The 26,990-nt window shown below is 61.1% G+C and carries 23 protein-coding genes; 19 read left to right on the top strand and 4 right to left on the bottom strand.

Going from position 1 to position 26,990, the window contains the following annotated elements; translation table 11 throughout:
- The first annotated feature begins 129 nt into the window (after positions 1-129).
- The 9 genes from MU449_RS09615 to MU449_RS09575 all read left to right on the top strand — a co-directional run bounded on the left by MU449_RS09615 (position 130) and on the right by MU449_RS09575 (position 11,707).
- Positions 130-1,191, top strand: a complete 1,062-nt coding sequence (locus tag MU449_RS09615) for an SDR family oxidoreductase (protein ID WP_244737812.1) — start codon at positions 130-132, stop codon at positions 1,189-1,191.
- A gap of 479 nt (positions 1,192-1,670) precedes the next feature.
- Entirely contained in the window at positions 1,671-2,873 is a 1,203-nt protein-coding gene (locus MU449_RS09610; protein ID WP_244737811.1) for an IS256 family transposase, read from the top strand.
- A 414-nt stretch (positions 2,874-3,287) separates the two neighbouring features.
- A complete protein-coding gene (locus tag MU449_RS09605; RefSeq protein WP_244737810.1) occupies positions 3,288-4,811 on the top strand; it encodes an ABC transporter substrate-binding protein in 1,524 nt (507 codons plus the stop codon).
- A 3-nt stretch (positions 4,812-4,814) separates the two neighbouring features.
- Entirely contained in the window at positions 4,815-5,765 is a 951-nt protein-coding gene (locus MU449_RS09600) for an ABC transporter permease (RefSeq protein WP_244737809.1), read from the top strand.
- The gene (locus MU449_RS09595; protein ID WP_244737808.1) at positions 5,762-6,625 is read left to right on the top strand and encodes an ABC transporter permease; all 864 of its coding nucleotides are present in this window, start codon (positions 5,762-5,764) and stop codon (positions 6,623-6,625) included. Before MU449_RS09600 ends, MU449_RS09595 begins: the two co-directional genes overlap by 4 nt.
- A complete protein-coding gene (locus MU449_RS09590; RefSeq protein ID WP_244737807.1) occupies positions 6,625-8,433 on the top strand; it encodes an ABC transporter ATP-binding protein in 1,809 nt (602 codons plus the stop codon). Before MU449_RS09595 ends, MU449_RS09590 begins: the two co-directional genes overlap by 1 nt.
- Positions 8,423-9,826 (top strand): amidohydrolase family protein, encoded by a 1,404-nt coding sequence (locus tag MU449_RS09585; protein ID WP_244737806.1) that lies wholly within the window; start codon positions 8,423-8,425, stop codon positions 9,824-9,826. Before MU449_RS09590 ends, MU449_RS09585 begins: the two co-directional genes overlap by 11 nt.
- A 23-nt stretch (positions 9,827-9,849) precedes the next feature.
- The gene (locus MU449_RS09580; RefSeq protein ID WP_244739019.1) at positions 9,850-10,767 is read left to right on the top strand and encodes an N-carbamoyl-D-amino-acid hydrolase; all 918 of its coding nucleotides are present in this window, start codon (positions 9,850-9,852) and stop codon (positions 10,765-10,767) included.
- A 1-nt stretch (position 10,768) separates the two neighbouring features.
- Entirely contained in the window at positions 10,769-11,707 is a 939-nt protein-coding gene (locus MU449_RS09575) for a LysR family transcriptional regulator (protein ID WP_244737805.1), read from the top strand.
- Between the two features lie 602 nt (positions 11,708-12,309).
- On the opposite strand, the gene MU449_RS09570 is transcribed toward MU449_RS09575, so the two are convergent.
- Positions 12,310-13,065, bottom strand: coding sequence for an SDR family NAD(P)-dependent oxidoreductase (locus tag MU449_RS09570; protein WP_244737804.1), 756 nt, complete (start codon positions 13,063-13,065; stop codon positions 12,310-12,312).
- Positions 13,066-13,223: 158 nt separating this feature from the next.
- Here MU449_RS09570 and MU449_RS09565 point away from each other — a divergent pair, with 158 nt between their 5' ends.
- A complete protein-coding gene (locus MU449_RS09565; protein WP_244737803.1) occupies positions 13,224-14,078 on the top strand; it encodes an AraC family transcriptional regulator in 855 nt (284 codons plus the stop codon).
- Between the two features lie 102 nt (positions 14,079-14,180).
- Here the strand turns inward: MU449_RS09565 and MU449_RS09560 are convergent, their stop codons facing one another.
- Positions 14,181-14,570 carry a winged helix-turn-helix transcriptional regulator gene (locus MU449_RS09560; RefSeq protein ID WP_244737802.1) on the bottom strand — a complete coding sequence of 130 codons (390 nt, stop codon included), beginning with the start codon at positions 14,568-14,570 and terminating at the stop codon, positions 14,181-14,183.
- A gap of 133 nt (positions 14,571-14,703) precedes the next feature.
- Here MU449_RS09560 and MU449_RS09555 point away from each other — a divergent pair, with 133 nt between their 5' ends.
- The 9 genes from MU449_RS09555 to MU449_RS09515 all read left to right on the top strand — a co-directional run bounded on the left by MU449_RS09555 (position 14,704) and on the right by MU449_RS09515 (position 24,952).
- Positions 14,704-15,450 (top strand): SDR family oxidoreductase, encoded by a 747-nt coding sequence (locus MU449_RS09555; protein ID WP_244737801.1) that lies wholly within the window; start codon positions 14,704-14,706, stop codon positions 15,448-15,450.
- Between the two features lie 168 nt (positions 15,451-15,618).
- A complete protein-coding gene (locus MU449_RS09550) occupies positions 15,619-16,164 on the top strand; it encodes a hypothetical protein (RefSeq protein ID WP_244737800.1) in 546 nt (181 codons plus the stop codon).
- Between the two features lie 16 nt (positions 16,165-16,180).
- A complete protein-coding gene (locus MU449_RS09545) occupies positions 16,181-16,570 on the top strand; it encodes a hypothetical protein (protein ID WP_244737799.1) in 390 nt (129 codons plus the stop codon).
- 140 nt (positions 16,571-16,710) lie between these two features.
- Positions 16,711-17,064: a hypothetical protein gene (locus MU449_RS09540; RefSeq protein WP_244737798.1), complete on the top strand. Its 354-nt coding sequence runs from the start codon at positions 16,711-16,713 to the stop codon at positions 17,062-17,064.
- A 144-nt stretch (positions 17,065-17,208) separates the two neighbouring features.
- Positions 17,209-18,747, top strand: a complete 1,539-nt coding sequence (locus MU449_RS09535) for a type I restriction-modification system subunit M (RefSeq protein WP_244737797.1) — start codon at positions 17,209-17,211, stop codon at positions 18,745-18,747.
- Positions 18,744-19,922, top strand: coding sequence for a restriction endonuclease subunit S (locus MU449_RS15865; protein ID WP_244737796.1), 1,179 nt, complete (start codon positions 18,744-18,746; stop codon positions 19,920-19,922). The genes MU449_RS09535 and MU449_RS15865 overlap by 4 nt, the downstream gene beginning before the upstream one ends.
- Positions 19,923-19,924: 2 nt before the next feature.
- Positions 19,925-20,431 (top strand): hypothetical protein, encoded by a 507-nt coding sequence (locus MU449_RS09525; RefSeq protein WP_244737795.1) that lies wholly within the window; start codon positions 19,925-19,927, stop codon positions 20,429-20,431.
- A 67-nt stretch (positions 20,432-20,498) separates the two neighbouring features.
- The gene (locus tag MU449_RS09520) at positions 20,499-23,882 is read left to right on the top strand and encodes a DEAD/DEAH box helicase family protein (RefSeq protein ID WP_244737794.1); all 3,384 of its coding nucleotides are present in this window, start codon (positions 20,499-20,501) and stop codon (positions 23,880-23,882) included.
- Positions 23,882-24,952, top strand: a complete 1,071-nt coding sequence (locus tag MU449_RS09515; protein ID WP_244737793.1) for a PDDEXK family nuclease — start codon at positions 23,882-23,884, stop codon at positions 24,950-24,952. The genes MU449_RS09520 and MU449_RS09515 overlap by 1 nt, the downstream gene beginning before the upstream one ends.
- A 193-nt stretch (positions 24,953-25,145) precedes the next feature.
- On the opposite strand, the gene MU449_RS09510 is transcribed toward MU449_RS09515, so the two are convergent.
- Both MU449_RS09510 and MU449_RS09505 read right to left on the bottom strand, forming a co-directional pair.
- Positions 25,146-26,279 carry a Fic family protein gene (locus tag MU449_RS09510; protein ID WP_244737792.1) on the bottom strand — a complete coding sequence of 378 codons (1,134 nt, stop codon included), beginning with the start codon at positions 26,277-26,279 and terminating at the stop codon, positions 25,146-25,148.
- A 289-nt stretch (positions 26,280-26,568) separates the two neighbouring features.
- A complete protein-coding gene (locus tag MU449_RS09505) occupies positions 26,569-26,946 on the bottom strand; it encodes an XRE family transcriptional regulator (RefSeq protein ID WP_244737791.1) in 378 nt (125 codons plus the stop codon).
- Between the last annotated feature and the right edge of the window lie 44 nt (positions 26,947-26,990).

Raw genomic sequence — 26,990 nt, 5'->3', positions numbered from 1 at the left:
CCACGTCCCGGGACGGCATCTTTCGTCATCCTGGTTACCTTCCTGTGCCTATGTCCCGAAATGGTGCCGTCTGGAAGTGGCAATGTCACGGGCTTACCTTGCGTGGCAACACGGCAATGGAGAAAGATCATGGCACAATCAGCACTTGTCGTCGGGGCGACCGGAATTCAGGGAAGCGCAATCGCCGCACAACTGGTCGAGCGGGGCTGGGCGGTTCATGGTCTCAGTCGCAACCCACAGGATCAGGTAGGCGTCCTTCCTGTCGCTGCCGATCTGACCGACCGCGATGCCCTTGGGAAGGCGCTTGAGGGGCTGGCGCCCACGCACGTGTTCCTGACCTCATGGCTGCGGATGCCGACCGAGGCAGAGAACATCCGGGTAAACGGCGGAATGGTTCGCAACGTCCTTGAGGCATTGCGGTCGGCGGAATCAGTCCGGCACGTGTCGCTGGTGACCGGTCTGAAGCATTACCTCGGCCCGTTCGAGGCCTACGGAAAAGGAACCCTGCCGCAAACGCCCTTCCGCGAAGATCAGGGTCGTCTCGACGTCGCGAACTTCTATTACACGCAAGAGGATGAGGTCTTCGCCGCGGCCGAACGTGACGGCTTCTCTTGGAGTATTCACCGTCCTCATACCGTCATCGGCAAGGCGGTTGGCAACGCGATGAACATGGGCACGACGCTGGCAGTCTATGCAACGATTTGTCGCGAAACGGGACGGCCGTTCCGGTTCCCGGGATCTGCCGTGCAATGGGAAGGGCTGACTGACATGACCGACGCCCGTCAGCTTGCCGCGCAGGTCATCTGGGCCGCGGAAACACCTGCTGCACGGAACGAGGACTTCAACATCGTCAACGGCGATGTCTTCCGCTGGAAATGGATGTGGCACCGGATCGCGGATGCCTTCGGCATCACCGCCGAGGATTTCGACGGCACCCCTCATCCGCTGGAGGAGCAGATGACGGACGATGCCCCCATCTGGGCCGACATCGCGCAGCGGCACGGGCTGGCGGAGGGCGATTTGTCTCGCCTCGCATCGCCCTGGCACACGGATGCCGACCTCGGCCGCCCGATTGAGGTGGTTACGGACATGTCGAAAAGTCGCAAAAAGGGTTTTAGCGCCTATCAAGCGACCGATCAGGCATTCGTCGATCTGTTCGACCGGCTGCGCGCTGACCGGCTCATCCCTTGACAATGAATGGCCGCTTCGTCCCAATCTCGACTTCACGGTCGGCACTAACCGAACGGCCGCATCGGTGGTCGAAACCCGAAGCAGAAATTTCCCCTATCCTGCAAGTGTATCTTGCTGGCCTTGCCGTTGTGCATGCTTCGCCCAGGCGAGCAGGATCGCCTCACGGTCGGATTCCGCCCATTCCCACACGCCGCAGAACGCTTTGCTCAGTCCAAGGCCCAGCTCGGTAAGAGCATATACGACCTCCGGCGGCACCACGGGATAAGCGGGACGTTCCCTGCCGATGTCCCACTAGCACTTCTAGACCTGTTTCTACCGAGGCATGTGTATTCATCGGCCACGGGATCAAATCTGACGACGGTATTCGGGAAGCTGCGTCGTCAGATGATGTCCCCAGACGTGGTGTAGCTTGCGGTGGCCATCGGGTTTCTCGGTAGGGTCGGGTTGTGACCACCAACCTGAACCGAGGACTACACCCGATGACCAAGCCCATGATGGACCTGCGCGCGCTCGTGGAAAAGAGTGCCGATGCCGACCTGCTCCGTGAGATGATTGGCTTCGCCGCTGAGCGGCTGATGGAGCTCGAGGTCGGCACGAAGACGGGCGCCGACTACGGCGAAAAGAGCGGCGAGCGGATTGCGCAGCGCAACGGCTACCGCGACCGGGACTGGCAGACCCGCGCCGGCAGCGTCGAGCTGCGCATCCCCCGGCTGCGCACCGGCTCTTACTTTCCGTCATTTCTGGAACCGCGGCGCTCGGTCGAGAAGGCGCTGACGGCTGTGATCCAGGAGGCCTACGTTCATGGCGTCTCGACCCGGTCCATGGATGACCTGGTTCAGGCTATGGGTGGGACTGGCATCTCGAAGAGCCAAGTCAGCCGGTTCTGCGAGGAGATCGACGAGCGCGTCGACGCCTTCCTCACCCGCCCCATCGAGGGCGAATGGCCCTATCTCTGGATCGACGCCACCTATCTCAAGGTGCGCCAGGGCGGACGCATCGTGTCCGTCGCGGTCACGCTCGCGGTCGGCGTGAACACCGACGGTCGACGCGAGGTGCTGGGCATGTCGATCGGCGCCTCTGAGGCCGAGCCCTTCTGGACCGAATTCCTCCGAGACCTCGTTCGGCGAGGTCTGTCTGGCGTGAAGCTGGTGATCTCGGATGCGCACGAAGGCATCAAGGCCGCCACGGCTCGAGTGCTATCGACGACCTGGCAGCGCTGTCGCGTTCACTTCCAACGCAATGCCTTGGCCCACGCCGGAAAGAACAGCCGACGCGTCGTCTCGGCTTTCATCGCCACGGCATTCGCCCAGCCCGATCTCGCGGCGGCCAAGACCCAATGGCGCCTGGTGGCCGACCAGATGCGTGGCAAGATACCGAAGCTGGCCACGTTGATGGACACGGCGGAGGAAGACGTGCTGGCCTACATGACCTTTCCCCAGCAGCACCGCGCCAAGCTTCACAGCACGAACCCGATCGAGCGCCTCAACGCTGAGATCAAGCGGCGCACCGATGTCGTTGGGATCTTCCCAAACGAGGCTTCGATCCGCCGCCTCGTCGGTGCGATCCTCATGGAGCAGACCGAGGAATGGACCGTTCAACGCGGACGCTACATGACGCTGGAAACGCTCGCCCCTGTCTGCGATGATCTCACCGTCAGCCTCCCTGCCGCGCAGAGCGACTGACCAGCTCGGCCCGCCAAAGAGCGCGAGGCCCACGATGAGCTACACCACGTCCCGGGACGGCATCCGTCGTCATGCTTGGTCTTGTCGAAGACGGAAATCTTTTGTCCGGTTGCGCCGCAAGAGACCGATGGAATTGTCGTCCCGCCACCATGCACAGTTGGGGCAAATGGAGAAGGGAATGTCGTTTTCCATGCGCGCTTGAGGATGCGCCGCGCAATCGCCTGCCGAACTCTACCATGCTTCATTTTTGAGCGGTAAAACATTGGCCGATGAAAAATTCTGCGTGATAGCATAATATAATCCGCGATTATATATCTAACTCAAATATAAACCGGCTTTGTCGTTGATGCCCTGCCGTGTCTGCCGCACCAAACTCGGGACGGCAGTCAGTGCCGCGTGACAGGGGAAGACACCATGACCACTATTTCCAAGGCCGGTGCGCTTACAGCGGCCCTTCTGATCGGAACTTCGACCTTTGCCTGGGCGGCACCGCCCGCCGGATCGAAGCTGACCGTGGCGACGATCGGAGAACCGGCCACGCTGGATGTGCAGCTTTCCCCCGTGATCCTCGTGCAGGAAATCACGCAGCATATGTTCGAGACGCTGTTCGCACTTGATGCGGCGGACGTGGCAAAGCCGCTTCTGGCCGCGGCGATGCCCGAAGTGTCGGAAGACGGCCTGACCTATGTCATCGCCCTCCGCGACGACGTGACTTTCCACAACGACGCGCCGATGACCGCGCAGGACGTGGCCGCCTCGCTGACGCGCTGGACGACCGTCAACTCCAAGGGCAAGGCGGCCGCCGCCTATATCGACGCCATCGAACCGACCGGCGATCATGAGGTGACCATCCGTTTGAACGAGCGGTTCGCCCCGCTTGTCGCCATGCTCAGCCAGTATTCCGTCATCATGCCGGAAAGCACGCTGGCCGATCCGCTGGTGGAATTCGTGGGCACCGGTCCCTTCCGCCTTCAGGAACGCCGCCCCGACCAATATATCGACCTGCGGGCGTTCAAGGGCTACACCTCGCCCGAAGGCGACGCCAATGGCTATGCCGGCTCGCGCGAGGCGATGGTCGAGCAACTGATCTTCACCCCCGTTCCCGACGCCAACACCCGCGTTGAAGGCATTCTGGCCGGTCAATACGATTATGCCGACAGTCTGCCCATCAGCGCCTATGACCGGCTGGAGGCATCCGGCGTGGCCGAGCCGGTGGTCCTGAAGGACTCGGGCTGGATGTCGCTCAACATGAATATGAAGGAAGGCGTGCTGACCGATCCGCGCATCCGTCAGGCCGTGGCAAACGCGCTGAACTCCGACGATCTGATGGCGGCGGCCTTCGACAATCCCGAATTCTTCACGGTGAACGGCGCGTTGTTCCCGGAATCCAGCACATGGTATTCCGACGCGGGGATGGACATCCCGTCCGAAGGCGACATGGAGCGGGCGGCAGAGTTGCTGGAGGAGGCGGGTTATGACGGCACGCCCCTGCGCATCCTGACCACGCGGCAATACGAATTCAATTACAAGATGGCGCAGGTGGCCGAGGTCTATCTGGAAATGGCGGGCTTTGCCGTCGAACTTCAGGTATCCGACTGGGCAACGCTGACCTCGCGGCGCGGCGATCCGGCGGCGTGGGACATCTTCATCACCAATTCGGTCTTTCCGCCGGACCCGTCGATGCACAACACTTTCACCGCCGCTTATCCCGGCTGGTATGAGGGGGAGGGTAAGGATGCCGCCCTGGCCACCTATCTCGGGGCCGTGGGCGACGACGCGCAGGCTGACGCCGCCGCCGCGCTGCAAGCACAGTTCTTCGCCGACATGCCGATTTTTAAGGTGGGCGATTTCAACAGCCTGTCGGCGGCCAGCACCAAACTTGAGGGGCTGGAGCCTGCAGTCTGGCCGTTCTTCTGGAACGTCTCGGTCGGGAACTGATTGATGAATTCGGTGACATCCGTCATTCTTCGGCGCGTGGGCGGGATGCTGGTGGTGATGCTGGCGATTGTCACCGTGACCTTCGTGATCGTCCGGCTGACGCCGGGCGATCCCGCCGCTATGATTTTGGGCGATCAGGCGACGGTGCAGGACATCGCCGATCTGCGCACGCAGATGGGCCTTGATCGTCCGATCATCGAACAATACGCAAGCTATGTCTTCGACGCCCTGCGCGGCGATCTGGGGCAGTCGATCTTTCTAGGCGTGCCGGTTCTGGACGCCATCGCGAACAGCGCCGAGACGACGTTTTTCCTGACCCTGTTCGCCATCCTGATCGCGGTGGCCATCGCGCTGCCGGTGGGGATCATCTCCGCCTACAAACGCGGGTCGGTGATCGACCAGATCGCGGTCGGCGTGTCGATGCTGGCGTCTTCGGTGCCCAGCTTCTGGCTGGGGCTGATCCTGATTCAGACCTTAGCCGTGTCTTTGGGATGGTTTCCGACCTCCGGCTATGGCGGGCCGGGGGCGAGTTTCGCCACGCGGATGGGTCATCTTGTGCTGCCCGCCGTGGCGCTTGGGGTGGTCAACTCGGCACTGATCCTGCGGTTCACCCGCGCGGCGATGCTGGACGTGCTGTCGGAGGATTACATCCGCACCGCCCGCGCCAAGGGGATGATCGAAAAGCGCGTCGTGATGCGCCACGCGCTGAAGAACGCGCTGATCCCGATCATCACCGTCGTTGGCCTGTCGGTCGCGCTGCTGATTTCCGGCGCGGTGGTGACGGAGACGGTGTTCGGCCTGCCCGGCATCGGCAACTTGACCGTGAACGCCGTGATGCGCCGCGATTACCCCGTCATTCAGGGCACGCTGCTGATGGTAGCTGGCGTCTATGTTCTGATCAACTTTCTGGTGGACATGCTCTATATCCTCGTCGATCCGCGGGTGCGCCTGTGACCGCAGCCATCCAGACCTCCGCCCTCCGTTTCGACGTGCTGCGTCGCCTGTTCCGCAACCGGACCGTGCTGGTGGCGGCCATCGTGCTGACCATCATCGCTTTGGCCGCGATCTTCGCGCCGTGGGTTGCACCTTATGATCCCGACAAACTGTCTATAGTGAACCGCTTCAAAGACCCCAGCTTTGCACATCCCTTCGGCACCGACGAATTCGGGCGCGACGTGCTGTCCCGCGCGATTTATGCAGGCCGCGTGTCGCTGTTGGTCAGTGCCGCCGTCGTCGTGTTTGCCGGTGTTGCGGGGATCATCATGGGTATCCTTGCGGGTTATTTCCGCAAGCTCGATGCCGTGATCTCGCGGTTTCTGGATGCGATGATGGCGTTTCCCGACATTCTGCTGGCCATCGCGCTGGTGGCGGCCCTTGGCGGATCGCTGACGAACGTGATCCTTGCACTGGGTGTGACCTACACTCCGCGTCTGGCACGGGTGGTGCGGGGAACGACGCTGGTCCTGCGCGAACTGCCGTATATCGAGGCGGCGAAGTCCATGGGCATTCCCACATGGCGCATCCTGTCGGGCCATGTGCTGGTGAACCTTGCCTCTCCCATTCTGGTGCAGGCGACGTTCATCTTCGCCTCCGCCATGCTCGCCGAAGCGTCGTTGTCCTTCCTTGGGGTGGGCGCGTCGCCCGACGTGCCGACATGGGGCACGATGCTGTCGACGGGGCGCGAATATATCAGCTCGGCCCCGTGGCTCATGTATTTCCCCGGCCTCGCCATCGTGTTCGCGGTGCTGTCGTTGCAGATTTTGGGCGACGGGCTGCGCGATCTGGTCGACCCCCGTCTGGCAAAGGACCTGTGATGCAACCGATCCTGTCGATCAAGGACCTGACCGTGTCGTTCAAGACGCGGGACGGCTGGAACCCCACCGTCCGCAATGTCGGCTTCGACGTGATGCCCGGGGAAACCGTCGCCATCGTCGGCGAAAGCGGCTCGGGCAAAAGCGTGACGGCGCTGTCGATCCTGCAACTGCATCAGGCCGGGCGAACGAAGCTGGAGGGGGAGATCCATCTGAACGGCCGCAACCTGCTGGACCTGTCTGCGACGGAGATGACGAAGGTGCGCGGCAACGAGATCGGGATCATCTTCCAAGAGCCGATGACCAGCCTCAATCCTGTCCTGACCATCGGCGAACAGTTGACCGAGGTGCTGGTCCACCACCGCAATATGACGGCGGCGGAGGCAAAGGCCGAAGCGGTGCGGCTGCTGGAGCGGGTGCGCATCCCCTCCGCCGCCGGGCGTCTGGCGGAATATCCGCACAAGCTGTCGGGCGGGATGCGGCAGCGGGTGATGATCGCGATGGCGCTGGCCTGCAAGCCGAAGCTGTTGATCGCCGACGAACCTACGACCGCACTGGACGTGACCATTCAGGCGCAGATCTTGGAGATCATCCGCGATCTTCAGGCCGAAGAAGACATGGCCGTCCTGTTCATCACCCATGACATGGGCGTGGTGGCCGAGATTGCCGACCGCACCGTCGTCATGTTCCGCGGCGACGTGGTGGAAACTGGCCCCACCGCGCAGGTCTTCGCAGCGCCCGCCCATCCCTATTCCCGCGCGCTTTTGTCCGCGATCCCGAAACTGGGGCAATTGTCGGGCACGCGTCTGCCCGCGCGCTTTTGGGTGGCCGATCCGGTCACGGGCGTGGTGGCCGACCAACCCGCCACCCGTGACACGGTGGACACCCGCCGCCCCGTTCTGGATGTGTGCAACCTGACGACGCGCTTCGACATCTCGAGCGGGTTCGTGCGGGTGGCCGCGCGCGTCCACGCGGTGGAGAATGTGAGCTTCCGTTTGCATCCGGGCGAGACCCTGTCGCTGGTGGGCGAATCCGGCTGCGGCAAATCCACGACGGGCCGGTCGATCATGCGCCTGACGCCCGCCAATTCCGGCTCGGTCTTCGTGGATGGCGAGGATGTGCTTCTGGGCGCGGGCGTGCGCAGCCGCGAAAGCTTCCGCCGCGTGCAGATGATCTTCCAGGACCCCTTCGCCAGTCTGAACCCCCGCCGCAGTATCGGCGCCGCGATTGCCGAACCGCTTCTGGTTCACGGCATGGCGCGGCGGGCCGAAGTCAAGGATCACGTTGCCGACCTGTTGCAAAAGGTCGGCCTGCCGCCCGAGGTTGCCACTCGTTTCCCCCATGAATTTTCTGGCGGGCAACGCCAGCGCATCTCCATCGCCCGCGCGCTGGCATTGGAGCCGAAGGTCATCATCGCGGATGAGGCGGTGTCGGCGTTGGATGCGTCAATCAAGGCGCAGGTGTCGAACCTGATGCTGGACCTTCAGGACCGTCTGGGCGTGGCTTATCTGTTCATCAGCCACGACATGGCCGTGGTTGAACGGATGAGCCACCGCGTCGCCGTCATGTATCTGGGCGAGATCGTGGAGATCGGTCCCCGCGCGGCGGTGTTTGACAATCCGCAGCACCCCTATACGCAAAAGCTGATCGCCGCCGTGCCGCAACCCGACCCCGCACGGCGCGGGCAGATGCGGCCCCCCGCGGGCGAAATCCGCAGCGCGGTCCGCGCCGCCGATTATGTGCCGCCCGTCCGCCAGTGGCGGCAGGTCGGCCCCGATCATCTGGTGATGGAGACACCCGATGCCGCATGATGTGATCCTGCGCGGCGGTCATGTGACCGACCCCGTCAACACCCGCGACGGCGTGTTCGACATCGCGATCGACGGGGGGCGGATCGCGGCGGTGGGTCATTCCCTCGGCCCCGCGCGGGAGGAGGTGGATGCGTCCGGCCTGCACATCCTGCCCGGCATCATCGACACGCATGTCCACCTGTCGTCCTGGCTGGGCGGGGCGGCGGGCCACCGGATGCTGGCGCGGGCGGGGGTGACGACGGCGCTGGACATGGCGGGGCCGGTGGCCTCGGTCATGGATCTGGCGGCGCGTCACGGCACGGGCCTGACGCTGGCCTGCATCGATTATGTCCGCCCCGGCCATACGGTGGACACCGCCAACCCCCTGACCGACGAACTGCGCGACCATCTGGCCCGCGCCCGCGCCGAAGGGGCCATCGGCCTGAAGGTTCTGGGCGGCCATTTCCCCCTGACGGCCGAGGCGACGGCCCGCGTCATCGCGCTGTGCGCCGACGAAGGCGCGCATGTGGCCTTTCACGCAGGGACGCTGGACACGCCGCAGGACATGCGCGGCCTGCGCCAGGCGGTCGATCTGGCGGCGGGCCATCCGCTGCATCTGCCGCATGTGAACGCCTATGTCCGCGGCACCCAGGATCACATCCTGACCGAAACGCGGGAGGCGTGCGACCTGCTGGAGGCGCATCCCAACATCTGGTCCGAAAGCTATCTTGCGCCGTTCAATGGCAATTCCGCCAAATGCGCGAACGGCATTCCCGAAAGCGTGGCGACGCAGCGCAATCTGGTCAAGGGCGGGTTCGATCCGACTGCCAAGGGGATGGAGGCCGCGATCCTGGCCGGGTGGGCGCATGTCCACATGCTGCGGGACGGGGAAAACCATCTGGCCGTGGGCGAGGCGGCGCTGGAGGCCTTTCGCGCGGCGGAAACCGACATCGGGTGCAGTTTCCACGTCAACCCGCCCGAGGCGCGGATCAATCTGGCGGTCATGAAACGGGCCAACGGGCGCTTTGCCATCGACGCGCTGGCCACCGATGGCGGTGGCATTCCGCGCAACGACCTGTGCGATCGCGGGCTGGCGCTGGTGGCGTTGAACGCGCTGACCTTGGCCGACTTCGTGGTGAAAACCTCGGTGGAGCCGGCGCGGATGATGGGCCTGCCCACCAAGGGGCATCTGGGGGTGGGCGCGGATGCCGACATCACGCTGATCGACCTTGCGCGGCGGCGGGCGGTGTCCAGCTTCGGCGGCGGCCAGCCGATTCTGCGCGACGGCGTGGTGGTGGGGCAGGGGGCGACGATCCTCTGCCCGCCCGAGGCCGAGGCGGCGTTGCAGGCCAAGGGCCTCTCGACCATCCCAACCCCGCCATTCCAGTTCCGGCCCCTTCAGCCGACCTTTTGAGACAAGAGGGAAAGCCCATGAACATGATTGTTGGCGGCGCGCAGATCGGCGGCATCCAGAAGGACGAACCCCGCGAGGCCGTGGTGGCCCGCATGATGGCGCTGATGGAACAGGCGCATGAAAAGGGCGTGGAGTTCCTCGTCTTCCCCGAGATGACGCTGACCACCTTCTTCCCCCGCTTCTATGTCGAGGATCGGGCAGAATTCGACCACTGGTTCGAGACCCAGATGCCCAACGCTTACACGCAGCCGCTGTTCGACCTGGCGCGGCGGTTCGGGATGGGTTTCACCTTTGGCTATTGCGAACTGACGCCCGAGGGGCAGCATTTCAACACCTCCATCCTCGTGTCGCCGGATGGTGAGATCATGTCGAAATATCGCAAGACCCACCTGCCGGGCCACGCGGAATACGAGGCGGAACGCACGCATCAGCATCTGGAGAAACGCTATTTCCTGCCGGGGGATACCGGGTTCAACGTGGTGCGCAACCAGGGCGCGATCATGGGCATGGCGATCTGCAACGACCGCCGCTGGCCCGAAACCTGGCGCAGCCTTGGCCTGCAGGGGGTCGAACTGGTCACCATCGGCTACAACACCCCCAGCCAGAACAATTTGTCCAAGGACGAGGGGCCGGAAAAACGCGTCTATCACCACGAACTGTCGGTCTGCGCGGGGGCCTACCAGAACTCCACCTATGCCGTGGCGGTGGCGAAATGCGGGATGGAGGACGGCAACCACATGTTCGCCGGATCGATCATCGTCGATCCCGACGGCTTCGTGATCGCCCGCGCGCAAGGCGAGGGGGACGAGCTGATCGTGGCGGACTGCGATTTCGCAAAATGCGCCTTCGGCAAATCGACGGTCTTCAATTTCGATGCGCATCGCCGTATCGAACATTATGGCCGGATCACCAACCAGACCGGCGTCAAGGTCGAGGTCTGATATGAACGACGCAGGGCCGGATCCCGAGATTTCCCTGCGCCTTCTTGAAATATTCGCCGCCATGATGCGGTCGTCCACAACGATCGAGGCGGCGGACATCCTGCACATCTCGCAGCCCGCCGTATCGGCAGGTTTGCGACAGCTTGAGGCCAATTTGGGCCTTGTGCTGTTTGAACGGCGCGCGCGACGGCTGGAGCCCACAAACGACGCGCATACGTTGTATGAGGAAATCCGCCCTCTGTTCGGATTGATGCGGGGCGTGGCGCGGCGCACGCGGGAAATGCGGATGGGCATGATCGGACGCTTGCGAGTTCTATCCACGCATCCTTTGGGAAATTCGGTTGTGCCACTAGCGCTCAGCCGGTTTCTGAACGCGCGGCCCGACATTTCCATCAGTTATGATGTTCGCAATCTGGCCCATGTGATCGAGGCGGTGCAGGGCGGCACCGCCGACCTGGGACTAGCCGTTTTGAATACCGGTCTGGAACAGGTGAACGTGGAACCGCTGATGCAATCGCGGATGGTGGCGCTGGTTCCTGCGGATGATTTACTGGCCGCGCATGACGTGATCACGGCGGAAGATTTGCGCGACAAGACCCTTTTGGGGATCGAGCAGGATTCGCAGCTGGGCGGCATGATCCGCGACGGGTTTCGCCAGCAGGGGGTGCCGTATTACCCTCGGGTAGAATCACGGCTCTGCCAGACGGCGGCACTGCTGTCGGCCCACGGTCTGGGATGCGCGATCGTAGATCCGTGGTCGGCAGGGGTCTTTCCTCTGCCAGGCATGGTGGTCCGCCCGTGGCACCCCGAACAGACGGTGTGGGCCGTCATACTGACCCGCAAGGGCGTCCCGCATTCGGAACTACTGAAGAGGTTCGTTTCGGAGGTTCAGGATGTTCTGAAGGGTGACACGGGAGATAACCACACGTTCAGGACTTAAATAGAGTCTTTAACAAAGATCGCGTGGCGGCCGTGGGGTCGCGACGCCCTAGGTGTTTGATCCCACGGTATGATGGTGCGATCCTTTCTTTGGAATGGAAGGATGCCCTATCGGGTCAGAGCCGCTCCGGAGGCTGGAAGCTGTGCAGACCCGCGCATGATGGATGCCGAATGGCTTGCGGTTGCAGCCCGTCTTGTCGGACACGCCGACACGACCTACCGTAACCCTGCGTATCTTGCCCAGCAATGGGTCATGCGCAATCGACTGATCACGAGCACGTTCCTTCGGCCTCGAACGTTCGCTCAGTGGGAGGATTGCGTGGCAGCTTTGGACTGTCCTTGGAGCGGGTAAGATGAAATGTTTTGCAACACACTTGTTTCACCCGGCAAAGGATCCAGTCTCGCGCCGTTCGATCCACACTACCCGGTCGAAGAACGAGGAATATGGAGACCCAGACCGGAACGCGCTCGATTGGATGGTGCCAATGAATGTCCGGTTTGTTCCAATCTGCCATGATCCAGGGCTGCTTCGCATTGACCCGTCACCCTCATCTTTGCACGCGCAACCCGTCCTAATGGGCTGCGCGTCGCGTTCCATGGAACTCAGATCGTCTGCCCGCCCGAGACCTCAATCCGCTGGCCAGTAACCCAGCGATTGCCGTCCGACAGCAGGCAGGCGATCATCGGGCCGATGTCATCGGGAATGCCGACACGACCAAGGGCCGTCATTCTTGCGAATTGCTCGTTCACGCTGGCATCGTCGCGCACGATGCCGCCTCCGAAATCCGTCTCGATCGCACCGGGGGCAACGGCGTTCACGGTAATTCTCCGCGCGCCAAGCTCGCGTGCCATGTAGGTGCTCAGCATCTCCACCGCCGCCTTCGCCGCCGCATAGGCTGCGAAACCGGGATAGGACACGCGCGTCAGCCCCGAGGAAAGGTTGACGATCCGCCCCCCGTCGGCCAGCAGCGGCGTCAGCGCCTGCACGAGGAAGAAGACGCCCTTGACATGCACATCGAACAGGCCGTCGAACTGTGCCTCGGTCGTATCGGTGATCAAGGCGAACTCGCCATGGCCTGCGTTGTTGACCAGATGATCGAACGTGCCCCGATCCCAGGTTTCGCGCAGAGTTTCGGCAAGGGTTTTCGCGAAAGCGGCAAAGCTGGCCGTTTGCGCCATGTCCAGCTGCAGCGCGACCGCCTTACGGCCCAAAGCGCGGATTTCGCTCACCACCTCCTCGGCCTGCTTGTGATTGCCGCGATGGGCTACGATGACATCGCTTCCGCTGCGGGCGATGGAAATGGCGGTGTTGCGACCAAGGCCGCGATTGGCACCGGTGACGAGGGCGATCTTGTTCATGACGGAATTCCTGTCCATTGAGATGCCCTCAGAATAAGGCGCGGGCGATCTGCCATGTTGCCCGATCCTCGTCATGTCTTGCCCGATCCCATAACGGTATCGCCATTCGCAGTTGAACTGCGATATATTTCACCACGACCCTTGCCGGAAACCATGTCATGCTGCTCGATCTCTGCCGTCGTTTTGCCGATGCCCATGCCGACAGGAATGGCGCGGTCACGACCCCTGTTCCGGGCCTTACGATGGTGCGCGCCCTCAAGCCCGGCGAATTGCAGATTTCCGTAAGCAGACCCATGATCGCGATCGCGCTGCAGGGCCGCAAGCGTGTGACGTTCGGGTCCGAAAACCACGATTACGGCGCGGGCGAGGCGCTGGTCATCTCGGCCGATGTGCCGACGGTCTCGCAGATTACGCAGGCGAGCCCGGCCGAACCCTACTATGCCTTGGTATTGGAATTCGACATCACGATCCTGCACGACCTTGCCCAAAGTGGAGGGAGTGTGGACGCGGAACCCGTTCGCGTCGAGCGCGTGGATGCCGACGTGGTGGACGCGGCGCATCGGCTCGTGCGGCTACTTGATCGGCCCGAGGCCCTCACGACCTTGAGCGGTGGCCTGATGCGCGAGTTACACTATTGGCTGCTGAATGGCTCTCACGGCTCAGCGATCCGCAGTCTTGGCCGTGTCGACAGCCATGCCGGCCAAATTGCCCGCGCGGTCGGGCACATCCGCCAGAATTACACGCGGTCCGTTCGCATCCGCGACTTGGCCCGCATCGCGCATATGTCCGAGCCGGCCTTCCACGCGCATTTCAAGGCGATCACCACCTTGACCCCATTACAGTTCCAAAAGCAGCTGCGCCTGATCGAGGCGCGTCGCCTGATGCTGACCGAAGGACGCCCCATCGCAGTGGCATCCGGCAGCGTCGGCTATGCCAGCGTGCCGCACTTCACACGCGATTACGGTCGTCTGTTCGGAACCACGCCAGGACGTGATATCAAGGTAGTTGCTTGAATATAGGATCGCCCAATGTCCGGTTTGTCCCAAACTCAACAGCACAGCCGGCATTAGCCGAACGGCCGCACCGGCCTTCAAAGCCCGGAGCAGACATTTACCCTATCCTGCAGGCGTATCTTGCTGACTTTGCCGTTGCGCATGTTGCGCCCGGGCGCGCAGGATCGCCTCACGGTTGGATTCCGCCCATTCCCACACACCGCAGAACGCCTTGCTCAGTCCAAGGCCCAGATCGGTCAGAGCATATACGACCTTCGGCGGCACCACCGGATACACGGTGCGCGTGACAAGGCCGTCGCGCTCCATCGCCCTCAAGGTTTGGGTCAGCATTTTCTGGCTGATCCCCTCGCAGGCACGGGACAGTTCACCGAAGCGGCAATCGCCCCGCTCCGTCAGGATCTCGATCAGCAGCAGGGTCCACTTATCAGCCACGCGGCCGATGATCTCCACCACCAGCCGGTCCAGTTCGGGGTCGGATGGGAGGCTCAGCAAATCCTGTCGCAATGATCTCTCCGCCATGTCGCCACACTCTCCATTCGGTAAGTATAAGTTTTTCGGGTGCCTACTTCCTTCTGGATAGCACCTTGTGCATCCTGCCGCCAACAGCACGGAAAGGTGGCTTCCCATGAATTTCTTCAACCGCACCATCCTCATCACCGGCGGCAATTCCGGGATCGGAGAAGCGCTGGCCGAGGCGTTGCAGGCCAAGGGCAATCGGATCATCATCACCGGACGCAACGCGACATCATTGCAAGCGACCCTTGACCGCAACCCCGGCATGAGCGGCTTCGTGCTTGACGTTACAGACGACACGGCACTTGCGGCTTTCCCCGCCTTGGTGCTGGCCGATCATCCCGATCTCGATGCCGTGATCCTGAATGCGGGCATCATGGAAGCAGAGGATTACGCTGCCGATCCCGTGACGCTCGATGTCGCCGAACGCACCATCGCCACAAACCTCACCGCGCCGATCCGCCTGGCCGCGGCCTTCCTGCCGCACCTGCGCGGACGTCCGCAAGCGGCGCTGGTCACGGTGTCGTCCGGCCTCGCCTTCGTGCCAAAAGCCGCGAACCCGGTTTATTCCGCAACCAAGGCAGCGATCCATTCCTGGACGCAATCACTGCGCCATCAGCTGCGGGGGACATCCGTCTCCGTCCACGAGATCGCGCCCCCCCTTGTCGCCACGGAACTGACGCCGGGCCAATCGATAATGAGCGCGGCGTTGCCGCTGGAGGATTTCACGCGCGAGGTGGTGGAGATCCTGTCGTGGGACGAGGTGCCGGACGAGATCCTCGTCGCTCGTGTTCATTTTCAGCGCAGGGCCGAGGAAGAAGGCCGCTATGCTGCGGCCTTCAACGCCATCAACGGGTGAGAGCCCGTCAGCTTTGCGGATCAGTGCTGAACATATCTATAGCAGAATGGATATCGGAGCGCTTGGAATGTCTTACGGTGTTCGCTTGGAGCCCATTGCAGTCATTCGCCGTCTGCCCGAATATCTTTCTTCAATGTATGCTGTTGGTTTGATGATATGGCTGAGTTCATGACCGAGATACATCAGACGCTGATCTTGCCGACACGGCTTGGGATATTGTCATTCCGCACAGATGCAACCGGACCATCTCTGGTCGATAGCGATATTTCGCTACGCAGCGTTGGCTTCACGCCAAAACTACCGTCGGGAATGAGCACTTCAACCTGCACCGCCGTGCTGCTTCAGACTCGCCCAGACAAGGATATACGAACCCTAAATCTGCATGCGGAATTAGCCGCCGCCTTGGACTCAAACCGATGCACAGGTGAATTCGTAGATGCACTTGAGTGGAACGATGAGCAGAACCTCGTCATCGTGGGGACAGAGCACGATGATGCATTGTATATCCGTTACCCCGATGCGGGCTATGCAAACGTCGCCAGCGTGAAGTATGGCCTCCAATCAATGAAGATCGAATTTGATCTGGACGGCATGCCACCCGGAGTATCCTTCCATATGATTGTAGCAGAAAATCCAATCCCAGAACCGATGGAAGCATCAGCGTGGTTCGCAGTAGAGCAACGACACAAGGACGTGCTTCAGCTTTTCTCATAAAAGCCCAGTTGGCCCCATGATCGTCGTAGCGAACCCTCAGCCGTCATTGACGAATGTGATTGAGATTGCTCTATCTTCTGTAATCATTCTGCAGGGTATGGATATGCGACCAGAAGTGCTGAACTTTATCTCTGTGGCGCCTTTGCCTTTTGAGAGCGCTGAACCGGCGGAGATAGCTCGGGCAGAAATCCTTCTCGACGCGATCAGCGCCCCAGTGTCAGATGAAGAGGCAGAGCGTCTGGTCCAGTGCTTCGGCGAAGACGAGTGCTTTGGGCTGGCATGGTCATTAGTGCATCTTGTCGAAACCGCACCGACATTCGAGGTCGCAGAACCACCACAAGAAGGTGATCACCCGTGGATGACTGTCCTCTATCAAAGAGTGATGAACGCCAGAGCGCGGCTCTGAAACTAGGCTGCATCTTCAGTGCTTGGCACCTCAGTCGGTCATGGGTAACGAAGGTGGCAATGTCCCATGGTCGACGTGCAGAGCCCTTTGCAGACGTTCCACTTCTTAGCCCTAGATGCCGAGAGAGAGGGAGGACCACGATGTCTAATGCTTACGCGATCCGGCCTGCTGCATCAGATGATCTAGAAATTCTAGTCGAACACTATCTAGCCTTGTGGGACAGCTACGATGTGCCGCGTGAACATCATAAACCAAACGCTACCAGCATTGTCCGTGGGTTCCTGATCGAAGCTGCCGCAAATTTTGAGCTGGGTGCATTCATCTGCGAACATGAGAGCGGTCCGGTGGCATCTGCATGTTGCCAAGTGCGTCGATCTCCATATCCCGAAGTGTTGCAGGAGTCGCACCGCAAGATCGGTTACATCTGGAGCGTCTATATCAATGCGGAGCACCAGAAGCAGGGTCAGCGATGGGGTGACAAGATTTCACGCTGATCGGAAACTTGCATTGGCCCGGCCGCATTACGCTCTCGACAGCGCAGCTCGACCAGCACGCAGCCCGTCCCGCCAAGCTACCTCCAACATTGGCGTATTCCGATTCCTGCGTTATGCACGTCCCATCACGCGACGAGGTTTCCCATGCTGACAGGTTCCATCCGCTCTCAAATCGACCAGATTTGGAACGCCTTCTGGTCGGGCGGGGTCTCGAACCCGATCTCTGTCATCGAGCAGATTACCTATTTGCTGTTTATCAAGCGGCTCGACGATCTGCAGTTGGTGGAGGAGGCGAGAGCCGAGCAGCTTGGCAAACCCATCGCGCGCCGCATCTTCCCGGAGGGCGTAGATCCGAAGGGCGAGACTTACGACAATCTCCGCTGGTCGCGCTTCAAGAACTTCGAGGCACGCGAGATGATGCGCGTTGTGGATGAGCACGTCTTCCCGTTCCTGCGTGAGATGGGAGAGACCGGCTCCTCCTACGGCACACACATGAAGGATGCGCGGCTCGGCTTCTCCAACCCCAACCTGCTGGCCAAGGTGGTGGAGATGCTGGATCAGGTGCCGATGGACGATCGCGACACCAAGGGCGACGTCTATGAATACATGCTGGGCAAGATCGCCAGCGCCGGCACGAACGGCCAATTCCGCACCCCGCGCCACATCATCGACCTGATGGTCAACCTGATGAAACCCACCCCGCAGGATGTCATCTGCGACCCGGCGGCGGGCACCTGCGGCTTCCTCGTCGGAGCGGGCGAATACATCCGCGACCACCACCCGCAGGCGCTGCGCAACGCCGAGGCGCGCAAGCACTTCCACAATGGCATGTTCCACGGCTTCGACTTCGACAGCACCATGCTGCGGATCGGTGCGATGAACATGACGCTGCACGGGGTGGAGAATCCTGATGTCAGCTACCGCGACAGCCTGGCCGAGGAGCACAATACCGACGCGGGGGCCTATTCGCTGATCCTCGCAAACCCGCCTTTCGCGGGATCGCTCGACTATGACACGACGGCGAAGGACCTGCTGAAGATCGTCAAGACGAAGAAGACGGAGCTTCTGTTCCTCGCCCTGTTCCTGCGGCTACTGCGGACCGGGGGCAGGGCGGCGGTGGTCGTGCCGGACGGGGTGCTCTTCGGCTCCTCCACCGCGCACAAGGCGCTGCGCCGCATGCTGATTGAGGATCACAAGCTGGAGGCTATCGTCAAGCTGCCCTCGGGCGTGTTCCGCCCCTATGCGGGCGTGTCCTGCGCCATCGTGATCTTTACCAAGACCGGCGTCGGCGGGACCGAGGATGTGTGGTTCTATGATATGACCGCCGATGGCTTCAGCCTGGACGACAAGCGCACCCCGCTGCTGGACGCGGCGAAGCTGGGGCCGGTGCCGGAGGAGGCGCTGACGGGCGACGAGCACGCCAAGAACAACCTGCCCGACATCCTCGCCCGCTGGGACGATCTGGCCGCCGAGGCCGACCGCCCCCGCACGGCGCAGAGCTTCATGGTGAAGGCAGAGGAAATCGCTGCGACGGGAAGCTGGGACCTTTCGCTGAACCGCTACAAGGAGGTGGAGCACGCCGAGGTGGAGCATGAAAGCCCCGCCGCCATCATCGCTGAACTGCGCGCCATCGAGGTGGAGATCGCTAAGGGGCTGGATTGGCTTGAGGAGATGCTGGCGTGAGTTGGTCTATCACTCCCCTTGGTGAATTTGCGGACGTTCTCCGTGGTGTAACCTTCAGCAAAGCCGACGCTTATTCTGCGCCGGATGATAATCGACTTGCCGTCCTTCGTGCTGGAAATATCTCAGAGCAGCTCGAATTGCGCGAGGACCTTGCCTATGTCGACAAGCGATTTGTTTCTAACGTTCAGCAGTTGCAGCGTAACGACATTGTCATGTGCATGTCTTCCGGGAGTGCGAGCGTTCTTGGTAAAAGCGCTCTTTTAAACGAAGACTGGAGAGGATCGTTCGGTGCATTCCTAGCTACCATTAGGGTTCGCTCTGAATCAGCATGTCCACGATATCTATCTCATTTCTTTAGAACACCTGAGTTTAGGACATGGGCAAGTGCGTCCTCGGGCATCGGCATCAAGAATATCCGGGCTTCCGATCTTAGAGTTCACCCCATTCCCCTCCCGCCGCTTGAGGAGCAAAAGCGGATCGCGGCGATACTGGATCAGGCGGACGCGCTGCGCCGCCTCCGCCGCCGAGCCCTCGACCGCCTGAACACCCTCGGGCAGACGATTTTTCATGAGATGTTTGGGGCTGACAGCAATCTCCCAATGATTAAGATTGAAGATTGTGTTGAGCGCATTACCAACGGCTACGTCGGCGCAACAAGAGATATTTATGTCGCGAAAGGTGTGCCTTATATTCTTGCTCGGCAGATTAAGAATGGTCAATTGTTGTTTGATGAAAAGACTTTCATTACCGAGGCATTTAACGAAAAGAACAAGCGATCTAAGCTGAAGTCTGGTGACGTGCTAATGGTTCAGTCTGGACATATAGGGGAGACGGCTGTCGTGCCACCCGAACATGAGGGTCACAACTGCCATGCTCTTATCGTGATGACGCCAAGAATCCGAATGATAATCGGGAAATTCTTTTCGGCAGCCCTTTCGACGCGTAGGATGCGTCAGGAATATCAGTTGATTAAAACTGGTCAAACGCTGCCTCATCTAAATTGTCGCGACGTGAAAAAATTGGCCATTCCAGTCCCGACCATAGAGGCTCAGAGGCGTTTCGTAGAAGTCACATCACAGATCGATCGTTCAGTGAGCGAATTGCGGACTGCTCTAGAGTTGGCAGAACAAGCATTTGCCTCCCTTCAACACCGCGCCTTCCGAGGCGAACTCTAGTTATGCCCGCCCTCCACTCCTTCACGCTCCCCGCCGCAATGCTCACACGGGGCTTCTGGCTCTACGTTTGGCGGGCGCGCGTCGGCAACAGACAGTTGCTCTATGTCGGGCGCACGGGTGACAACTCCAGCCCGTTCGCAACGGCACCCTACACGCGCATGGGCCAGCATCTGGGAAAGCAAAAGAACCAGAACGCGCTGCGCCGTCATCTGGAGGTGAAGGGTATCCGGCCCGAAGAGTGTGACGCCTTCGACCTGATCGCCCACGGCCCGATCTATCCCGAGATTGCGAAGCAGGACGAGGCGCATCCGGAACTCATGGAGTTGCACAAGCCCTTCCGGAACCGCGTCGGCGCGATGGAGAAGATGCTCGCCGAGGGCCTCGCCGCTGCCGGGTATGAGGTGATGAACACGGTCAATTGCAAGTGGACGCTGGACGACGACGGGCCTGCGCGTTGGGCCGAGGCAGTTCGAAGCTTCAGACGCGAGTTTCCGGCATTCAACCCGTAGGACGTTTCTGCTTGCCCGGTGCATCGCAGGGCGGCTAGCGTGGGCAGGTCTTTAAGTTGCTGGTGCCATGTCGCAATTCGCATTCCTCGCCGATGAGTTTCCCGCGTTGTTCGATCCGGCGAAGAAGGCAGAACTGGCGGCGTTGTCCGATCCGCGCAGCGCCTGCTTCCACGCCCGCCTGACGTTGGAGATCGCGCTTCTGTGGATGTTCCGCAGCGACAAGGCGCTGAAGTCGCCCTATCAGGACACGCTGGCGGCGTTGGTGCATGAACCCTCGCTTGCCGCGCTGACGGGCCCGGCGATTGTCGCAAAGGCGAAGATCATCAAGGATCGCGGCAATCAGGCGGCCCATGACGCAAAGTCGCCCTCGGTTTCGGACGCCAAGGTGGTGGTAAGCGAGCTGTTCCACGTCTGCTATTGGCTCGCGCGGACCTATGCGAAAAAGGGCAAGCCCGATCCCGCGCTGTCGTTCGATCCGACGAAGCTCGAAGCGACGCTGACGATCACCGCCAGCACCGTGTCGCAGATCAAAGCACTGGCCGACAAGCAGGCCGCTGCGCTGATGGCGCAGAAGGAGGCGGAGGAGGCGCAACTGGCCTCTGAGGTAGGGCGTGCCAGGCTTGAGGCCGAGATCGCCGCCTTACGTGCGGAGATTGCCGCCGTGAAGGCAGCAAACCAGGCGCAGGCGGATACGCACGATTACGACGAGGCGACGACGCGTGATGCCTTCATCGATCTGCTGCTGACCGAGGCGGGCTGGCCCCTGGATCAGCCACGCGACCGCGAGTTCCGCGTGGCGGGCATGCCGAATGCGGCGGGCGAGGGCTTCATCGACTACGTCCTCTGGGGCGATGACGGCAAGCCGCTCGCGCTGGTTGAAGCGAAGCGGACGAAGACCAATGCGCTGGCTGGTAAGCAGCAGGCGAAGCTTTATGCCGATTGTCTGGAGACGATGTTCGGGCGGCGGCCGGTCATCTTCTGCTCGAACGGCTACGAGCATTGGATCTGGGACGACGCAATCTATCCGCCGCGTGAAATCGCGGGCTTCCTGAAGAAGGACGAGTTGGTGCTGCTGCACCAGCGGCGCAGCACGCGGAAGGTTCTGGATACGGTCGAGGTCGATGAGAGCATTGTTGAGCGTTTCTACCAGCACCGGGCGATCCGCCGCGTGGGCGACGCGTTTGAAAGCAAGCAGCGTCACGCCCTGCTGGTTATGGCAACGGGGTCGGGCAAGACGCGGACGGTGATTGCGCTTATCGACCAGTTGCTGCGGGCGAATTGGGTCAAGCGGGTTCTGTTTCTGGCCGACCGTGTGGCGCTGGTGAAGCAGGCGCATGGGGCGTTCAAGGCGCACCTTCCCTCGGCGCCAAGCGCCAACCTGTTGAAGAGCCACGATCCGACCCAGAACAACCACACGACAGCGCGAGTCTGCCTGTCCACCTATCCGACAATGATGGGCCTGATCGACGAGATGAGGGGTGGGGAAAAGCGCTTTGGTCCCGGTCATTTCGATCTGATCGTCATCGACGAGGCGCATCGCTCCGTCTATCGCAAGTATCGCGCGATTTTCGAATACTTCGACGGGCTTCTGGTCGGGCTGACCGCTACGCCGCGGGATGAGATCGATCGCGACACCTATTCGCTGTTCCAGCTTGAACGCGGTGTGCCAACTGACTCCTACGATCTGGAGGATGCGGTCGATGACGGTTACCTTGTGCCGCCCAAGGGGATATCGGTCCCGCTGAGGTTCCAGCGCGAGGGCATCACCTATGACCGGCTGTCGGATGAGGAGAAGGACGTTTGGGATGCGCTGGAATGGTCGGACGAAGGCGATGCTCCCGATCATGTCGATGCCAACGATCTGAACAAGTGGCTGTTCAACATCGATACCGTCGACAAGGTGCTGAAGCATCTGATGACCAACGGCATCAAGGTCGCTGGTGGTGACCGCTTGGGCAAGACGATCATCTTCGCCAAGAACAGCGCCCATGCCCGCTTCATCGTCGAACGGTTCGACATCAACTATCCGCATCTGAAGGGCAGCTTCGCCTCTCTGATCGACTACAGCGTTAGCTATGCCCAAAGCCTGATCGACGATTTTTCGGAGCCGGAGAAAAGCCCACATATCGCCGTCTCGGTCGACATGCTGGACACCGGCATCGATGTGCCGGACGTGGTGAACCTCGTGTTCTTCAAGATCGTCCGGTCGCGCACGAAGTTCTGGCAGATGGTTGGGCGCGGCACGCGGCTGCGGCGCAACCTCTTCGGGCCGGGCGAGGACAAGCACGAATTCCTGATCTTCGATTACTGCCAGAACCTCGAGTTTTTCGGCGAGAACCCTGATCGGGCTGAGCCAGGGGGCACAGTCCCCATCGGCGAACGTCTGTTCCGGGCGCGGCTGGATCTGATCATGTCGTTAGCTGCCGCCAAGCACGAGGGCGATCTTGGCCTGCGCGATCGGCTGCATCAGGAAGTTGCCGGAATGAACGTCGACAACTTTATCGTCCGCCCGCATCGGCGCGATGTGGAGGCGTTCCAGACTCGAGCGGCGTGGGACAACCTCGATGCAACAGCGCGAGAGGCACTCTCCGCGCATGTGGCGGGTCTGCCCACCGCATTTAGGGATGACAACCTGCCGGCCAAGCAGTTCGACCTTTTGGTTCTGGGCTCGCAGCTGGCGTTGTTGCGAGGGGAGGCGGCGTTCGCTCGTGCCCAAACCCGTATCCGTGATCTCGCATCCTCGCTTGAGGCGCTGGCAAACATTCCGCTCGTCGCCAAGCAGCTGCCGCTGATCCTGGATATCCAGACGGACGAGTTCTGGAACGACATCACTGTTGATCTGCTGGAGGAAATCCGCCGGAAGCTGCGTCTGCTGGTGGAGCTGATCGAGCCGAAAACCCGCAAGGTGGTCATCACCGATTTCGAAGATGAGATCGGCACGGGCGAAGCCGTGTCCTTGCCGCAGGTCGGGGCAGGGGTAGACAAGGCGCAGTTCCGGATGAAGGTGCGCAGCTTTGTGGAACGCCACAAGGACAACATCGCCCTTCTGAAACTGCGTCGGGGACAACAGCTGACTGCGCAGGACCTAGCCGAACTGGAGCGTATGTTCCTGTCGGAAGGCGTCGATCCCGCCGCGCTGTCCGAGGCCGTTGGTGCCGATGGATTGGGTGTCTTCCTGCGGGCGATGACGGGTCTGGACCGTGCCGCAGCCAAGGAAATGTTCAGCGAATTCACGGCGGCTCATTCGCTGAATGCTGACCAGACCGAATTCCTGAACCTGATCATCGATAGCCTCAGCGAATCCGGCATTGTCGATCCCGAGCGGTTTTATGAAAGCCCGTTCACCGATCTGGATGACATGGGTATCGCCGGTATCTTCAAGGAGGCGCAGGTAAAAGAACTCATCACGATTGTAAGGCAGTCTAACAGTTCAGCGAGCGCGGTGGCCTGATGCCTGTTTATGAATTCGCAAGTGACGAGATCCGCCGCCTTGACCACACGACCTTCAGCAGCGCGCAGATGCAGGAACGGCGCGATCTCCAACGACTTCTCCGCGCCAATATTGGGGTGATCGCTGCCGGCACCTTGGTTATCGCCGAGGAGTTCGGGCACTGGGACGATTCCCGTCGGAGAATAGATCTTCTGGGCATCGACAAGGATGCCAAGCTGGTTGTCATCGAACTGAAGCGCACCGAGGATGGTGGCCATATCGAGCTTCAGGCGATCCGGTATGCCGCCATGATCTCGACGATGACCTTTGATCAGGCGGTGGGTGTCTATGAAACCTATCTCGAACAGATCGGGCAGTTGGACGTCGATGCCCGGACCGGCATGCTCGAATTTCTCGGGTGGGAGGAGCCTGACGAGGATGCGTTCGGCCAGGACGTCAGGATCGTGCTGGCCTCGGCCGAGTTCAGCCGTGAAGTGACGACGTCGGTCCTGTGGCTTATCGACCGCGGCATCGATATTCGTTGTGTGCGCCTTCAACCCTACGACCTTGGCGGAAGGGTCCTTGTCGATGTGCAGCAGATCATCCCTTTGCCCGAGGTGGCAGAGTATCAGGTCCGCGTGGCGGAAAAGAAGCGCAAGGAGCGCGAGGCCCGCACCGATACGCGCGACTGGACGAGCTACGACCTGTCAGTTGGCACTGCCACCTTCACAGGCTTACGGAAGCGTCATGTCATCTATCAGGTCTTCCGTGCGCTCGTAGCGCGGGGGATCGATCCCGAGACTATTGCTGCTCAATGTGGTGCGCGTGCCTCGCGTGCCCTGATGTCGGTCGAAGGGAATGTGGATGGCGAGGGGTTTTATGAATTGGCGCGGCAGGCCCGCTTGGAAGAAGGGAAGACGTTCGACCCGAAACGCTATTTTAGTGATGAAGGTGAACTCGTGCATCTTGGAGAACGCACCTATGCGTTCTCGAGCCAATGGGGCGGCGATGCGTGGTTGCAGGCGATGAACCGGCTGAAGGATGCGTTTCCTGAGGCTGACATCCGGTTCAACCCGGCACTGGCTACATAGTGCTTTAAACCATCGTGGTAAGCTCAGGTAGGTTACGGCGGCTGCATGCTCCCGCAACCAAAAAATCAAATAACATCAAAGACATAAAGGCCGAGCGCTACGTTCGGGTTTCTCAATTCCAAATTCTTGTCAACACCTGGTCAACGTTTTACGAGGCCCCCTTCGAGGGTGCAGATAATCGTGGCCATGACCCTCACACCTTCAGCAGATCAAGCAGCGGATCAAAGGCGTACATCGCCGCGCGTCGCCCCGAAGCCGGTTCAATGGTGCGCAGCATACCTGCCTCGACCAGCCGTCGGGATAGCGCGCGCGCCGAGGATGGTGGGATGCCTGAGCGTTCGACGAAGCGGTCGTTGCGGAAGATCGGGCTCGCGAAGACGAAGTCCAGCGCCTGATCGTGGAACTGCGAGTTCAGGACTTCGCGGAACCGCTCCCGCATCTCGCCGTGAAGGCGGAAGATCGCGTCGGCCGTCTGAATGTTGACCGTCGCCTGGGCGTGCATCGCCTGGAGGAAGAATACCACCCAGCCGGTCCAATCGCCCTTGGCGGAAACGGCCCGCATCCGCTTGATGTACTCGTCCTTTTTGGCCTCGAAGTAACCCGAAACGAAAAAGTTCGGCTGATGCAGGACGCCGAGTTTCCACAGCATCAGCGTGATCAGCATGCGGCCGATCCGGCCGTTGCCGTCCTCGAACGGATGCAGGGCCTCGAATGCGACATGCGCGATGGCGGTGCGGATCAATGGCCGCATCGTGCTTTCGTTGATGTAGCGGACGAGTTCGGCCATCGCCGGGCCCAGTTGCTCGGGGGCTATCGGGACGTAATAAATCTTTCCCCGCCGTTCGTCTCCGATGTAATTCTGCTCGACCTTGTAGCTACCGGGGCGCTTGCGGGCTCCCCGTCCAAAGGACAGCAGCTGCTGGTGGGCGGTCCGGATCAGGTGTTCGCCAAGCGGGGCGCCGTCGGCGAGGGCTTGCTGGGCATTCCGCAGTGCGCGGGAATAAAAGTAGGTCTCGACGTCGTCGTTGCGCGCTTCCCGATAAGGGTCGGCGCTGCCTGCGTCTTCTTCAGCTTCAAGGCGGTACAGCTCTTCGATGGTCGAGATCGTCCCCTCCATCCGGGACGAGGTGACCGCATCCTGGCGACGCAGCGGCGCGAGGAACAACTCGCTGCTCACCATTCCCGACATCTTTGCATCGTATCGGGCAAGCGAGGCCGCTGCCTCTTCAAGGGGTCCGAGAAGCACCTCGTAGTCGAGTGAGCCAGGGGGAAAGCCGCCGATGTGATAGGTGACGGCATCCGTAAGATCGTAGATTTTGGTGATCATAGTTGTGCCGATTCTGTCATCAACGGGATTTGACGCCAACCTAGTCACACGAAGATCGCTTGGCAACAGAATATGGCTCCATTCTGACACCAAGGGGCATTGTCGCCAGCGGTCTGCCGCCAAGCAAGATTGGTGACAGAGACTGGCAGGAAAATGGTATCAAAGCATGATCCCTTGTCATTCGCCGCAACGCGTGCGGAGAATAGAGGGTCTAATCTCCGCATGAACGTTACGGTGACCTGTTTCCTGAACGACTGGGTCGGGCTGAGTCCGGCCGCTCCCTTGCATGTCAGGAACCCTCGGATAATTTCCATTCCTGTCCGAAGTCTTGCAACACCAGCTCACGCGCAGGACAACCGGCACATCTGTGCCGCCGCTGCTCCGGCAGTCGCTCGGCCATGATCAGGATGGTGATCAGCACCGCATCGGAATGCTGCGCGAGCCGGATCAGATGCTCCCCGCTCGGCCCGCGTTCGCCAGACAGCCAGTACTTCGCCGTCCGCTCGCTCGCTCCGGTCCAGCGCATCACCGTTTTGATGGCCTGATGCGTCGGTCCCAGTTCGCGCCGCAGGGCATCGGCAATAGCCGTGCGATACGCGGTCTGATCGGCGTCCAGGTGCACAGTTGTGCCCATTTTCGGCACAGATGTGCCCATCTTGATCCGCATCGCGGCGTCCTCCTCCGGTAAACCAGTGGAGAAGACAACACAGC

This window comes from Falsirhodobacter halotolerans (genome assembly GCF_022899245.1).
GTDB lineage: Bacteria > Pseudomonadota > Alphaproteobacteria > Rhodobacterales > Rhodobacteraceae > Falsirhodobacter > Falsirhodobacter halotolerans.
The sequence above is the reverse complement of the archived record's forward strand: the minus strand, read 5'-3'. Positions and strand labels throughout refer to the sequence as shown.